Source organism: Pseudomonas sp. IPO3749, assembly GCF_013386605.1.
GTDB classification, from domain to species: domain Bacteria; phylum Pseudomonadota; class Gammaproteobacteria; order Pseudomonadales; family Pseudomonadaceae; genus Aquipseudomonas; species Aquipseudomonas azotoformans_A.
This window is the reverse complement of sequence record NZ_JACARN010000040.1, coordinates 15,148-29,123: the sequence shown is the minus strand read 5'-3', so window position 1 is coordinate 29,123 and position 13,976 is coordinate 15,148. Positions and strand designations below refer to the sequence as shown.

Here is a 13,976-nt window from a genome sequence, read left to right as displayed (position 1 = left end):
GGCGAATGCCTGCATCCTAGGCAGGCTAATGGTCTGTTGTAAGAGCCATCTAGCGCCAATTTCATAGGTCCAATATGTCGCCCATCACGCCGCCGTTGTCGTTCAATCCCGCCGGTATCGAGCTGGATCGCCGTCAGGGGCTGACGCGCCAGCTGTATGAAGCGTTACGCCAGCGTGTGCTGGATGGGCGATTGGTCAGTGGGACGCGCCTGCCCGCCAGCCGCGATCTGGCGTCGGCCCTGTCGATCTCGCGTAACAGTGTGGTGCGTGCCTACGATCAGCTGTACGCGGAAGGGTTTATCGAGAGCCGGGTAGGGGACGGCACTTATGTCGCTCAATTACCCAGTACCAAAAAACTATCCACAAAAGTATCCACAGGGTTTTCAACAGGCTTATCCCCAGCCTTATCCACAAAGCTAGCAAATTTACCTGAAGATTTGGACGACGAAGTTATCCACAGTGCAGGTTTGGCACGGATAAAAACCAACCACTTGTCAATGCCGCCCTCGGGGCCTCCGAGGGCCTTCCGGGTTGGCGTACCCGCGTTCGATCTGTTTCCCTTTGAAGTCTGGGCCAAGCTGAACGGGGCTTTCTGGCGTAAGCCGGACCTGGAGCAACTGTGCTACGGCGACCCGGCGGGTGACAGCCGCCTACGCGGATTAATTGCCGCTTACCTGCGTAGCTCACGGGGCATGCAATGCACCGCTGAACAAATAGTGATCACCAGTGGCGCACAGCAAGCGATCAGCCTTTGTGCACAGCTGCTGGTGGAGCCCGGCGATGGGGTGGCGGTGGAAAACCCCGGCTATCGCGCCGCAGGGCATGCGTTCGCCCTGGCTGGCGGGCAATTGCACGGTGTGCCGGTGGACGGCGAAGGCATTGATTGCCAGGTACTCAACCGCTTGCAGGATTGTCGCGTGGCGTACGTCACGCCTTCGCACCAGTACCCGATGGGCGTGGTGATGAGCCTGGCGCGGCGCCTGGAATTGCTGGCCTGGGCCGAACGCACGGAGGGCTGGATCATCGAGGACGATTACGACGGCGAGTACCGCTACACCGGTGCGCCGCTGTCGCCGCTGGCAGCCTTGGATCGCAGTGGTCGAGTGCTGTATGTGGGCACTTTCGGCAAGGTGGCGTTTCCGGCATTGCGCCTGGGTTACCTGGTATTGCCACCGGGCCTGGTAGACGCCTTCGCCCGGCGTCGCGCGGTGGACATGCGCCACTCCGAGGTCAGCACCCAGGCGGTGATGGCTGAGTTCATGGCTGCCGGGCACTTCCAACGCCACATCCGACGCATGCGCCGTGCTGCCCTGAGTCGGCGCAATACGTTGTTGGCCGGCTGGCCAAGCGGGCTGGAGGGGGTTGGCGAGCTGCCCAATGTCGCAGCCGGGCTGCATGTGACTGTTCGTGTGGACAGCCTGGCCCGCGAGCAACAACTACTGGCCCAGGCCCATGCGGCCGACGTCGAGATCAACGGCTTGAGCGGCTACTGGTTGACGCAATCCACCACGCCGATGGATCAGCGCGCCGGCCTGGTACTGGGCTTTGCCGCCGTGCCCGAAGCCGGTATTGCTGCGGCGCTGGCGCGGCTGCGCCAGGCCTGGCAATGCTGATCAGGTGCCCGATTTGATCTTGGTCCAAGCGCGCGTCCTGGCCCGCTCTGCATCACGCCCCAGCGGCTTCAAGGTGTACAGCGTGGCCATCGCCGCCTCGGTCGGGTACAGGTTCGGGTTGTTGCGAATCGACGGGTCGACTTGCTCGGTCGCATCCTTGTTAGGGTTCGGGTAGCCGACAAAATCGCTGATCGGCGCAATCACCTGGGGTTGCAGCAGGTAGTTGATAAAGGTGTAGGCGTCTTGCGGGTTTTGCGCGCCCTTGGGGATGGCGAGCATGTCGAACCAGATCGGCGCGCCTTCCTTGGGCAGGCGCATGTCGACGGTCACGCCGTTCTTGGCTTCCTTGGCGCGGTTGGCTGCCTGGGAAAAGCTGCCGGAATACCCCACGGCCACGCAGATGTCGCCGTTGGCGATATCGGCCATGTATTTGGATGAATGGAAGTAGGTGATATAGGGCCGGATCTTCATCAACAGCGCTTCAGCCTTGACGTAGTCCTTGGGGTTGCTGCTGTTGGGATCCAGGCCCAGGTGCTGCAAGGCCAGCGGCAGGATTTCCGATGGCGAATCGAGCAAGGCCACGCCGCATTGCTTGAGCTTGCTGATGTTTTCTTCCTTGAAGATCAGGTCCCAGCTGTCCACCGGCGCGTTTGGTCCCAGCACCGCCTTGACCTTGTCCGGGTTGAAGCCGATCAGGATAGTGCCGTACATGTAGGGCACGGCGAATTTGTTGCCGGGGTCGTTGGCCTCGATCAGCTTCATCAGCTTGGGATCGAGGTGGTTCCAGTTGGGCAACTGGCTGCGGTCCAGGGGCTGGAACACGCCGGCTTCGATCTGCTTGGCGAGGAACACGTTGGACGGCACCACCACGTCGTAGCCGGAGTTGCCGGTGAGCAGCTTGGCTTCCAGCGCTTCGTTGGTGTCGAAGATGTCGTACACCAGCTTGATCTTCGGGTTCTGCGCCTTGAAATCTTCCAGCGCCTTGGGCGTGATGTAGTCGAACCAGTTGTAGACCTTGAGGGTTTTTTCTTCAGCCTGGACGGCACCGCTCAAGACGGTGGCGCAGAGGGCGAGGGTAGTGAGCAGCTTCATCGGGTCGCTCCTTGTTGTTCGAAACCTTCGAGCACATTGACGGCGTTGATGCCGATTTCTTCGACGGCGTAGCCGCCTTCCATCACGAACAGCGTCGGTTTGCCCAGGCGGGCGAGGCGTTGGCCCATGGCCAGGTAATCCGGGCTGTCGAGCTTGAACTGTGAAATGGGATCGTCCTTGAAGGTGTCCACGCCCAGGGACACCACAATGATGTCGGCGCCGTAGCGTTCGGTCTCTTGGCAGGCTTCTTCGAGGGCTGCACTCCACTGCTCCCAACCGGATCCTGCGGGCAAAGGATAGTTGAAGTTGAACCCTGCCCCGGCGCCTTCGCCCAACTCGTCGGCATAGCCGAGGAAGAACGGGAACTCCGCCTCCGGGTGACCGTGGATCGACGTGAACAGCACGTCGCTGCGTTCATAGAAGATCGATTGGGTACCGTTGCCGTGGTGGTAGTCCACGTCGATGATTGCGACCTTTTTGTGGCCCTGGTCGAGAAACGCCTGAGCTGCGATGGCTGCGTTGTTGAGGTAGCAATAGCCGCCCATCAAGTCGCTGGCGGCGTGATGTCCCGGCGGGCGGCATAACGCGAAGGCACTGCGGGCGCCTTGTTGGATCGCCTGCTGTGCGGTCAGTGCCACTTGCGCCGCGCTGTATGCCGCTTGCCAGGTGCCGGCGGTGATCGGCGCGCCGCCGTCGAAGCTGTAGTAACCGAGTTGGCCGTGAAGGCTGGTGGGCAAGACGCGGCGCAGGGTGCGGGCGGGCCAGGTGTAGGGCAACAGGTCGCCGTCCTGGCCGTATTCCGTCCAGCGATCCCATGCACCTTTGAAGAAGTCGAGGTAGTCGCGGCTATGGATGCGTTGCAGCGGCGCCAGGCCGAAGTCCTGCGGCGCCTGCACCGGGCCGAGGTCGCGGTCCTTGACCCGTTGCAGCACATGGTCGGCGCGGGACGGCATTTCGAAGCAGGGCATCAACTGCCCGTCCATCAGTTCGCAGCGTCCGTGGTGCAGGTGGTGATCGTCGGAGTAGATCGTCAGCATGGGTACTCCCCGCAGGCTCGTTGTTGTGCCTTGCAGTGTTGCTTCACGCAGCAGTCATGAGAACGGCAGGAGCGGCCAGAAGGGGATAAATGTGGCCAATGGCTTTGACCGGAAATCGCCCGTTAATGGCGCATAAGGCTGGGCGCCACCCCACTCCAGCGCACGAACGCGTGGCGAAAACTGGCGGTTTCGCTGAAGCCCAGTTGTTCGGCGATCTGATGGATCGGCATCTGGTTTTGCGCCAGCCACAGCTTGGCTTGCTCAAAGCGCAACTCGTCGAGCAGTTGCTGATAGCTGCAACCCAAAGCCTGTAAGTGTCGACGCAATGTACGCGCCGAACAGTTCATCTGCGCCGCCAAGCCATCAAGGCCCGGTGCGGCGTGCAGTTGGTCGGCCAGCAATTGGCGTACGCGATTGAGCCAGGCCTGACGTCCGGTGAACTCGGAATTTTGTTTGCGGCAGCGTTCGGCCATGGCCCGATGGGTGATGGCGTCGGCCAGGGGCAGGGGGCGTGCAAGCCACTCCTGATCGAAGGCAAAGCCATTGGCCGGGGCGTCGAAACGCAACGGACAGTCGAAGCGCTCGGCGTAACGGGCGTGATAAACCGGCGCCGAGTAGTCGAAGCGTGCCTCACGCAGGGGTAATGCGCAGCCGAGCAAGTCATCGCAGATCACCTTCAGCGACACCAGGCAAAACTCCACATTGAACGCCGCCAGCGCCGGGTCTTCCCGATAGTCGCCGGCGGTCAGCCAGACCTGATCGCCAGCTTCCACCAGGCTCAGCTCGAAAAGTGTTCCCAACAGCGCCGGATAGCGCAGCGCCAGGCGCAAAGCGTCACCTAAGGTGGCACTGGTGAGCAGCGCATAACCGAGCAGACCGTAGCTGGACACATGCATGCGCTGGCCCAGTTCCAGGCCGATGTCTTGACGCAGGGCCACGGCATTGGCGCACACGCGCATTTCCTGGCAGGTGGTGATACGCGTGTCAGCATGGCGCAGATCGGCTACGCCAATGCCGCTTCCGTCCAGCAATACATCGCTCGCCAGGCCCTGGTCCTTGAAGGTGGCCAGGACCAGGGATACGGCGTTAAGGGTGGTCAGGTGTGAATGCAGCATGGGGGAACCGGCGCCAGGGTGTGGCAGAGGGGCAGCAAATTGCATGCCGCCCCGTGGCGTCGATCAATCGCCGGACTTGGTTTTCGATGTATTGAAAAACAGTTTTTCGGCCTGCATCACGCTGATCTCACTGCGGTAGAACGCGACGGTTTCCGCGCGGGTCAACTCTGCGGGTAGATTGGCTGTGTTTCCCGCCGACCGTTCTGCCGGGGTTATCAGGCGAGCAGATTGATAAGCATTGTCCGATGTCCAGTCGGCGCTGTAATGGAAGTGTGCGTACCACAATACGGTCCCGTTGGTGCGGTCAGTGATGCTGTACTCATCCAGGAAGTCGTTCGGGTCCCTTGAGATCCTGCGACGTTTCACGGTTTCTTTTTTAATGCTGATGACCTTATGCCGCTCAAGCCATTGGACGCCGGACACGGTCGGCGGATGCAGCTTGAGCCTGCGCTGTACCAACTGATTGCTCTGTTGGTAGAGGTCTTTGAGGGCCGTATCGAGGTCTTTGGTCACAGTACTGGCGGAGACGGACAGCCCATCGCTTTCGGTGATGTTGTGTTGTGTCAGGGCGTGTTCGATCGTGCTGCTGGCGTGTTCCAGTTGCTGAGCATGCTGGTGATACAAGTACTCGATGCCGAACGGCGCGCGTTCGGAGAACAGGGCATGGGAACGGGCCTTTGCGAGAAACAACGGCAACTCATCGAGCAAGGCCTGGCCCTGATTGATACTGGTTTGTACGTCCAACGCAATGGACTCGGTCGAGGGGGGCGGGGTTTTTTCGCGCCGGACCCAGACGCCGTCAGTTTTCTCATGGTAGGTCGCGAGGACTTGATTGGTCAGCGGCGAGAGAATATCCACCAGGCCGGTCTCCAGGCCGACATCGGATAGGCGCGGCTTGCCGATCAACAGGCCGCTGAAACGCGTGTAGATAAATTGCTTTTGGGGACGCAGCGGGGATGACGGTGGGGTGGGGCGGCTTCTGAGATTCGTTCTTTCTTGGCTCAGATGACCGAGGTTGCTGGCGGCGTGCCGCTGGAATTCGGTGAGTTCCTTGCGTAACTCAAGCAACGGCTCGGTGATGGCTTGTTCGGGGAATTCCACGGGAAAATCCTGCAAGCGTTCATCCAGTATCTGAAACTGCTCGATCAGGCTGCTCAGGCTATCAATGCGTTCATCCAGGCGCCGTTGGCTGATCTCTTCCAGCGTGTCGTACAGGCACCGGATCGCGATGTCGGCAGTGTTGACGATCTCGTCAATCTGCGTCCAGGCACCCGGCGCCGTGCTGAGGGTATCTTCAAGCAGGCACAGGTTGCGGCTGAGTGTCACGCGAAACGCCTTGAGGGTGTCGATGGAGTAGACGGGCATCTTTGCCTGCTGGTCAGCCAGGTGCAGTGAACCGGTTTTACCCAGGCGTTTGAGTTCCTCGAAGCGGCCATTCATGTATTGAGTTTGAGTGAGCAAGTTGTTGGTCAACTCGTGTGTCTCACGAAACGCCTTGATATCACGCTCTTGCGGCGACTCGGTCTGGCGTTCCAGTTGTTCCAGTACGGTTTGCCTGTTGGGGGGGAAGCGGGTGAGGATGTCGCGCATTGCCTCTTGAGTCAGTTTGGTCTGGGCCTTGATGTAGCTGAGGGCTTTTGGCGCGTAGTCCGTGCTGGGGTTGTGAACGTTCAATTCTTTGAGCTTTTGCAGTGCCGACTCGTAGTCTTTGCGCTGGTCCTCCAGGGTCTGGATGTAGGTTCGTCGCAAGGTTTCGATCGATTCAGGAGGGGCGTCGTCGTATTCACGGCGAGCGAGTTGCAGCGCCTTTTGCGCGGTGGCTTTGCCGCTCTCAAATTGATCAAGTTCCTTGCGCAGCTCATCAGCCCTCTTTTTCGCAAGCGCGCGTGTTTTACCGTTCATGATCTTGGGACCGCCCCCTCGTAGACGCAGGCGCGTATCCACAAACCATTCGCCCTTGCGGCTGTGGATCAAGGGTGGGCCGGTGCGCTCGGGGCGAGTGGGGTCGACGATCAACACGGTGTCGTTTTCATCCACCAGCACCTGAAACCAGCGCTCGCCCATGGGGGCGTACCAGTGCTCGCCGCCGCGATACAGATGCTGATGGGGTCCTGCCCTGCCGTTGATCTCACCGAGCTCGCTGGGTTTGGTCACTTTGAAACTGTCCAGCACGGTGGCCAGGCGCACTGGCGTGCGGTTGACCGCGCCGCTGATATGCAAGGGGCGCTCGTGAGAGCCCAGCGTGTCGGAGCTGATCGTCGCGAGTTTACTGACGATCTCCGGTTTCAGTTGGGTGGGCGGTTGGGGGCGCGGTGGCGGTAAAGCCTTGCCTCTTTGTGCCTGGCCTGGCGAACGGTGGGTGACACAATGCAAGGTGATGGCCATGCCGATATTCAGCAGCAGGTCCGCGAGGGCGGCCCAGGGCGACTCCTGTTCGGGGTGGGACTGGGCGTCGACCACGTTTTGCAGTTGATCCATGATCTGCCAGATCCAGGCCGCCGTGCCCACGGTGCGCCCGAGAAACGGCAGGACGGCGTTGAAGGCTGCCCAGCCGACGCGTTTGAAGGTGGCCCAGCGTGCCTCGGCATTGGACACCGATTGCCGGTCAGCCAGTGTCACCAGGGCGTTGGCATTGGCGTTATACAACGTGGCGAACAGATCGCCGTCTACTGTGTTCTGGCTCAACTTCACCGGCCCGCTCATTGCCAGGGCATTGGGTCTGTCCACCATGAATTTGAGTACCGCCCAGGGCGAAGGCAGATCACCGGGGAACACGAACTGGGCGTAGTCATCGCGGTTGGCATCGGGCAGCCAGGCCAGTACCGAGTCGCGCAGGTTTGCAGACTGTTGCAGGGCGTAGAACAGATTGTTCGGCGACGGAAATTGCGACAGCGGTTTATCGAGCAACGGCCGGTAGAGCAAGCACGGGCCGGCGTCCATGTCCTGAGGGCCGATCACGAACATATTGGCGACCACGTCCGGGGTCGTATCCAGCCGCAGGCTCGGCACAAAGGCCAGCGGGCGGATGACAATCATCTGGCCCTCCACCTGGCGGTCGGCGGGGGCAGCCTGCATCAACGCGGTGATATACCGATAGCCCTGTTCATTGATTCCACCCTCGTCGCGGATTTTGCATTGCAGTGCCAGCATCGGCAGTTGGATGCGCAAGTGCTGGGTGTAGAGCAACTGGCGGCGCGCGGCCTCCAGGGGATCGTCCAGCAGTGTTTCCTTGACCAGGGTCGGGTAGGTGTTGCCGATGTCCACACGGCTGATCAAGTCTTCCAGGTAGTCAAGGGTCAGCCAGTCAGGCAACTGTTCCTGCTTGCGCTGGCGCAGCGTCTTGACGCCCAGAGGCAGGGCGATCAGGTTCTGCAGGGCCAGCTCGGTCAGACTGAATATAGACGTGTCGAACTGCCCGGGTACCGGGAATAAGCCCCAGATCACGGGGCTGCGCACCACAATCTCGAGGTTGCCCAACCACCCTGTGGAGGCCGTGGGGTGGTCCCTGAGCATCTCGGCGTTTAGCTGGTCGAGAGCGTATTGCTGGATCGGGCTTATGCCCTCTAGATAAGTCCGGCCACGATTCAAGCTGTGCAGGGTCGCGAGGTCTTTGAGGTGGCGCGAGAAGGCGTCCTGGTCTGAGGCCGAGGCGGCGGTCAGCCAGTCGGGCAGGGCTTGCACGTACTGCTGCAAGTCCGGGCCACTGGGTGTTGCTTGCGGCGCCGGCGGTTGTATAAGGCTTCGCTGGGAGGCGCCCGGCTCGCGCAAACTGGAAAATTTGATGCTGCCGATGGCCATGATCTGGAGGCTGATAAAGGCGCAGGCCAGGTAGTCGAAAAAATCGCCATTGGGCTCCACCAGGCGCCACTGCACTTTTATGGGCCCCAGTTCGGTGCCCAGCAACTGCGGCAGATCCTCACCCAGTTGTTCCAGGCTGGTGTATTTCTTGAATCCGCCGAGCAGGGTGTGGGTGAGAACCACCTCGTGACCCTTTTGTTGACCGGTCAAGACACTGATCAGGTGCTCATCCAGGTGGGTGGTCTTGCCCTTGTCGTCGACCTGGTCGATATCAATCACGTAGGCCCTGACGGCCTGGGGGTCATTGACGCTGCGCAGGGCGAAGTCCGGCGTGCGATATAGCTGGCGTGCCAGCTGGCAATCGTCGTCGGTCAAGCCGGGCGCCTGGTCGAGGTTCCAGAAATCGCGCAGCGTCCTGGCCAGCGCGTGCCAGCGCGGGCCGCTGTCAGCCTCCGAAGCGTTCCAGTACTCCATTTGAGCCTGTTGATAACCGCGCAACATCACCGGTGCCAGCGCATTGAGCAGGCGGGCGATGTCGAGGATGCGCACCGGCAAGTGTACGGCGGGCTCAACGATCGGCAGTTGGGTCAGAAAGTGTTCACCTTCGATATACAGCACCGGCACCGCCAGCACGGCCTGGACGGCGAGGATGTCGGTGAGTGCCTGGTAATGGCGGCCGACGGGCACGACGTGGCCATCGTCAATGTCCCAGATCGGAGTGCCCACCATGGTCACGTTCGGGTCGATGTCCAGGGCCGGGTATAGCTCTTGTAACCGTTCACGCAGCAGCGTGGCGGCGACTTCGCGGAACGCAGGCCCGGTGGACATTTGCGTGATGAGCGTATCGGTGAGGTTTTGATGGGAATAGGTTGACGGAGGAAGGGTCATGGCGCGTCCTGGCAGGCAAAAGAATGGCAACGACCTCAGGGGAAACCTGGGGTGTTGCCATGCTAGGAACCCTTAGTTCAGGCGCGGTGGTGCTTATGTAAGGTGGGTGTTCAGTGCAGTTCGCCGCACAGGTCGAGCTCCACCAGGCGGCGCACTTCCTTGTTGTCGAGCCCGGCACCGAGCAGTGCGTTGAGCTTGCCGAACGCCGCTTCGCGGGTCATGCCGCCACCGGACAACACGCCGACGCCGCGCAGGCGGCTGCCAGCTTCGTAGACATCCAGTTCCACGCCGCCTTCATGGCATTGGGTGATGGCTACGACCACAATCCCTTTTTCGTGCGCCTGTTGCAGGCTGGCGAGGAATTGCGGGTTGTCGCTTGGCCCGGTGCCGCTGCCGAAGCATTCGAGGATCAGGGCCTGGATGCCGCTGCCGATCACCGCGTCCAGTTGGGCCGCGCCGATGCCCGGCACCAATGGCAGTACGCCGACGTTGGCCAGGGCTTTGGGCTGGCGGTAATCCAGGGCGAGTGGAATGGCATCGACAGGGTCAGCGCCGCCCTGGCGGTTAAGCGCGGCGAACGGGTTGCGGCCGAAGCTGCGGATCTTCGCGCAGCGGGTGGGTGCCATCATTGCGCCGTGGAAGTGCAGGTGCACGCCCGGTGCCAGACCTGCACCCAACGCCTGCAACGCGCCACTGACGTTTTCCCACGCATCGCTGTCCGGCACGCCGGCCGGCAACATGGAGCCGGTGAACACCACCGGCGCCGGCAGGCCCAACAGTTGGAAGCTCATGGCCGCCGCGCTGTAGGCCAGGGTGTCGGTGCCGTGCAGGATCAGCACGCCATCGCAGCCGTGGTCCACGGCGTCGATCACCGCCGCGTGCAGGCGTTGCCAGTACGCAGGGGTCATGTTGGCGCTGTCGATCAGCGGAGCCATTTCCTGGAAGCGCCAGGTGGGCAAGGGCTGACCGGCAAGCTGGTCACGCATGCGGGCTTCAAAGCCGGACGCAGGGGCCAGGCCATTGGCGCTGGCCTGCATGCCGATGGTGCCGCCGGTGTAGAGCACCATGACGTTGTTGGATGCTGACATTGAGATTCTCCTGAACGAAAAACGCCGCCGGGCCCAGAGCATGCCCAAGGCCGGGCGGCGTGTCACTGCTTAGCGTTTCAGCGTTGCGTTTGAGCGTTCAGCTCTGCCGATGGCGCCGTTTCCGGTTTTACCGGATTGGCTGGCCAGGCGTTGCGATCCAGGTCCAGGTCAGGGAACTGGCTGGAGTCGAACACCGGCGTCTTAATGCCCGCCGCGCGCTGGTTGTCGTAGTCATTCAGGATGCGCATGGCGATCTTGAACAGGAACGCCAGGGCGAACAGGTTGACGAACGCGAGCATGGTCATGGTGATGTCGGCGAAGGCGAACACGGTGCTCAGGTTCTCGATGGAACCCCAGAAAATCAACACCAGTACCAGCGCGCGGTAGCCCATCAGCACCTTGCGGTTGTTGCCCACCAGGAAGCGCAGGTTGCTCTCGCCGAGGTAGTAGTTGTACATGATCGAGGTGAACACGAACAACGCCAGGGCCACGGAGATGAACATGCGGCCCCAGTCGCCGACCACGGCCGCCAGGGAGTTCTGGGTCAGGGCAATGCCGTCGCCTTCAAAGCCTGGGGTGTAGAAGCCGGAGAGCAGGATCAGCAGCGCGGTGCAGGTGCAGATCACGAAGGTGTCGAGGAACACGCTGAACGCCTGGACCACGCCCTGGGCAATCGGGTGCTCTACAGAAGCCACCGCCGCCACGTTAGGCGCACTGCCTAAACCTGCTTCGTTGGCGAACACGCCGCGCTTCACGCCCATGATGATCGCACTGCCCACCAGGCCACCGAAGGCTTGGTCGAGGCCGAACGCGCTCTTGACGATGGTCGCGAGCATGGCGGGCACGTGGTCGAATTGCAGCACGATCACGTACAGGGTCACGGCGATGTAGACCAGGGTCTTGACCGGCACCAGCAGGTCGGCAATCGAGGCAATACGCTTGATCCCGCCGATGAACACCAGGCCCAGCAATACAGCCAGTGCAAGGCCGGTGTAAGTGGTGTCCAGGCCAAACGCGTTGTTCAGCGAGTGGGTCACGGCGTGGGCTTGCAGGCCGTTGAAGGCGAAGCCGAAGGTCACCAGCAGCAGGAACGCCATGACCATACCCAGCCAGCGCTTCTGCAGGCCGTGCTGGATGTAGTAGGCCGGGCCACCGCGGTAGGTGCCTTCGGCGTCAGTGCGTTTGTACAGCTGGCCGAGGGAACATTCGATGAAGCTCGACGACATGCCCACCAACGCGGTGACCCACATCCAGAACACGGCACCGGGGCCACCCAGGGTCACGGCAATACCGACGCCGGCGATGTTACCGGCACCCACGCGGCCGGCCAGGCTGAGCATCAGCGCCTGGAACGAGCTGAGTTGGTCGGAGCTGCTCTTCAGGCTGTCTTTGAACACCGAGAACATGTGGAAAAAGTGACGCAGTTGAACGAAACGCGAGCGAATCGTGAAATAACCGCCGAGCCCGACAATGAGCACGATCAGTACTTTCCCTGAGAGGAAGTCGTTGATGACTTCGAGCATGGAGTGTTCCTCGCTGATTTTTCTAATGGCAAACGCAGGACGGTCCGACCACGCCGCATGGCACCAGGCAGTGCGCGGCAGTTCGACCCCAATCCTTTTGCGGGTTGTTATTCATGCGGTTTCGCGCTGTCCAGGACCTCGTTACCGACGATCTCTGACGCGAAGAGGGGCGGCACTATACCTAGGCGAACATGATCCGTCTGCCCGAGGCGATTAAAGGTTTCAGCACGGAGGCGGGCATGCAGGGCGATATTGGATTTTTTATGGGCGTCATTTCACAACCTTGAGGCAAAAAAAAGGGCCTGAAGAACGAGCCTTCAGGCCCTCAAAAGGTGAGAGGTGTCTAGTCCCTCAACCTGGTGAGCGGTGCAGCAAACGCTTAGGCCTTCAGCGGGACCAAGCGTGGAGCGATCATGTTTTCGGGGCGCAGGATGTCGTCGAGCATGGCGTCGTCGAGCAAGCCTTCTTCGCGCACCAGTTCCAGCACGCCACGGCCGCTTTCAAGGGCGATACGCGCGATGCGGGTGGCGTTTTCATAGCCGATGTACGGGTTCAACGCGGTGACCAGGCCGATGGAGTGCTCGACCAGTTCGCGGCAGCGCGCTTCGTTGGCGGTGATGCCTACGATGCAGTGCTCGCGCAGCATGTCCATGGCGCGTTGCAACAAGCGGATCGAGTCGAAGATCTTGAAGGCGATCAGCGGCTCCATCACGTTCAGCTGCAGTTGGCCGCCTTCGGCTGCCATGGTCAGGGCCAGGTCGTTGCCGATCACCTGGAATGCCACCTGGTTCACGGCTTCCGGGATTACCGGGTTGACCTTGCCAGGCATGATCGAGCTGCCTGGCTGACGCGCTGGCAGGTTGATCTCGTTGATCCCGGTACGTGGGCCGCTGGACAGCAGGCGCAGGTCATTGCAGATCTTCGACAGCTTCACGGCGGTACGCTTGAGCATGCCGGAGAACAGCACGAAAGCGCCCATGTCGGAGGTGGCTTCGATCAGGTCGGCTGCTGGCACCAGCGGCTGACCGCTGATAGTGGCCAGGCGTTGCACGGCCAGGGCCTGGTAGCGCGGATCGGCGTTGATGCCGGTGCCGATGGCGGTGCCGCCCAGGTTCACTTCGGTCAACAGCTCTGGCGCCAGGGTTTTCAGGCGGGCCAGGTCTTCGCTCAGGGTGGTGGCGAAGGCGCGGAATTCCTGGCCGAGGGTCATCGGCACGGCGTCTTGCAATTGGGTGCGGCCCATTTTCAGCACGTGGCCGAACTCGACGCCTTTGGCGGCGAAGGCCTGGATCAGGCTGTCGAGGCTGGCCAGCAGCGCGTCATGGCCCAGCAGCAGACCCAGGCGGATCGCGGTCGGGTAGGCGTCGTTGGTCGACTGCGCCATGTTCACGTCGTTGTTCGGGTGCAGGTACTGGTACTCGCCCTTGTTGTGGCCCATGGCCTCCAACGCGATGTTGGCGATGACTTCGTTGGCATTCATGTTGGTTGAAGTGCCAGCGCCGCCTTGAATCATGTCCACCACGAACTCTTCGTGGAAATCGCCGCGGATCAGACGGGCACAGGCTTCGCTGATGGCAGCGTGCTTGGCTTCGCTGAGCTGACCCAGCTCGCGGTTGGCGTCAGCCGCCGCTTGCTTGACCATTGCCAGACCGACCACCAATTTCGGGTAATGCGAAATCGGAACGCCCGAGAGACGGAAGTTGTTCACCGCTCGCAGGGTCTGGATGCCGTAATACGCTTGAGCCGGTACTTCGAGTACGCCAAGCAGGTCTTTTTCGGTACGGAATGATGCAGCAGAGGACATGACGGAAATCATCTCGAT

The 13,976-nt window shown here is 61.3% G+C and carries 8 protein-coding genes; 1 reads left to right on the top strand and 7 read right to left on the bottom strand.

Translation table 11 applies throughout. The features are described 5' to 3' along the window. The first annotated feature begins 74 nt into the window (after positions 1-74). Complete coding sequence (locus HX812_RS16445; protein WP_038845494.1) at positions 75-1,613, top strand: PLP-dependent aminotransferase family protein; 1,539 nt, start codon at positions 75-77, stop codon at positions 1,611-1,613. Here HX812_RS16445 and HX812_RS16440 read toward each other — a convergent pair whose 3' ends face one another. The 7 genes from HX812_RS16440 to aspA form a co-directional block, all read right to left on the bottom strand. Next, complete coding sequence (locus tag HX812_RS16440; RefSeq protein WP_038845496.1) at positions 1,614-2,705, bottom strand: polyamine ABC transporter substrate-binding protein; 1,092 nt, start codon at positions 2,703-2,705, stop codon at positions 1,614-1,616. It lies immediately after the preceding gene. Then, the gene (locus HX812_RS16435) at positions 2,702-3,742 is read right to left on the bottom strand and encodes a histone deacetylase family protein (RefSeq protein WP_038845499.1); all 1,041 of its coding nucleotides are present in this window, start codon (positions 3,740-3,742) and stop codon (positions 2,702-2,704) included. The genes HX812_RS16440 and HX812_RS16435 overlap by 4 nt, the downstream gene beginning before the upstream one ends. Positions 3,743-3,864: 122 nt before the next feature. Further along, positions 3,865-4,857 carry an AraC family transcriptional regulator gene (locus HX812_RS16430; protein WP_038845501.1) on the bottom strand — a complete coding sequence of 331 codons (993 nt, stop codon included), beginning with the start codon at positions 4,855-4,857 and terminating at the stop codon, positions 3,865-3,867. Positions 4,858-4,920: 63 nt separating this feature from the next. Further along, positions 4,921-9,543 (bottom strand): dermonecrotic toxin domain-containing protein, encoded by a 4,623-nt coding sequence (locus HX812_RS16425; protein ID WP_038845503.1) that lies wholly within the window; start codon positions 9,541-9,543, stop codon positions 4,921-4,923. A gap of 110 nt (positions 9,544-9,653) precedes the next feature. After that, positions 9,654-10,631, bottom strand: a complete 978-nt coding sequence (locus HX812_RS16420) for an asparaginase (protein WP_038845506.1) — start codon at positions 10,629-10,631, stop codon at positions 9,654-9,656. A gap of 77 nt (positions 10,632-10,708) precedes the next feature. Beyond that, on the bottom strand, positions 10,709-12,154 hold the full coding sequence (locus tag HX812_RS16415; protein ID WP_038845508.1) for a sodium:alanine symporter family protein: 1,446 nt from the start codon (positions 12,152-12,154) through the stop codon (positions 10,709-10,711). Between the two features lie 379 nt (positions 12,155-12,533). Next, positions 12,534-13,958, bottom strand: a complete 1,425-nt coding sequence (gene aspA, locus HX812_RS16410) for an aspartate ammonia-lyase (protein ID WP_028618519.1) — start codon at positions 13,956-13,958, stop codon at positions 12,534-12,536. Positions 13,959-13,976: the final 18 nt, after the last annotated feature.

Bases quoted from the DNA above. Each gene is read 5' to 3' on its own strand.
- HX812_RS16445 (WP_038845494.1), top strand. From the start codon at position 75: ATGTCGCCCATCACGCCGCCGTTGTCGTTCAATCCCGCCGGTATCGAG.
- HX812_RS16440 (WP_038845496.1), bottom strand. From the start codon at position 2,705: ATGAAGCTGCTCACTACCCTCGCCCTCTGCGCCACCGTCTTGAGCGGT.
- HX812_RS16435 (WP_038845499.1), bottom strand. From the start codon at position 3,742: ATGCTGACGATCTACTCCGACGATCACCACCTGCACCACGGACGCTGC.
- HX812_RS16430 (WP_038845501.1), bottom strand. From the start codon at position 4,857: ATGCTGCATTCACACCTGACCACCCTTAACGCCGTATCCCTGGTCCTG.
- HX812_RS16425 (WP_038845503.1), bottom strand. From the start codon at position 9,543: ATGACCCTTCCTCCGTCAACCTATTCCCATCAAAACCTCACCGATACG.
- HX812_RS16420 (WP_038845506.1), bottom strand. From the start codon at position 10,631: ATGTCAGCATCCAACAACGTCATGGTGCTCTACACCGGCGGCACCATC.
- HX812_RS16415 (WP_038845508.1), bottom strand. From the start codon at position 12,154: ATGCTCGAAGTCATCAACGACTTCCTCTCAGGGAAAGTACTGATCGTG.
- aspA (WP_028618519.1), bottom strand. From the start codon at position 13,958: ATGTCCTCTGCTGCATCATTCCGTACCGAAAAAGACCTGCTTGGCGTA.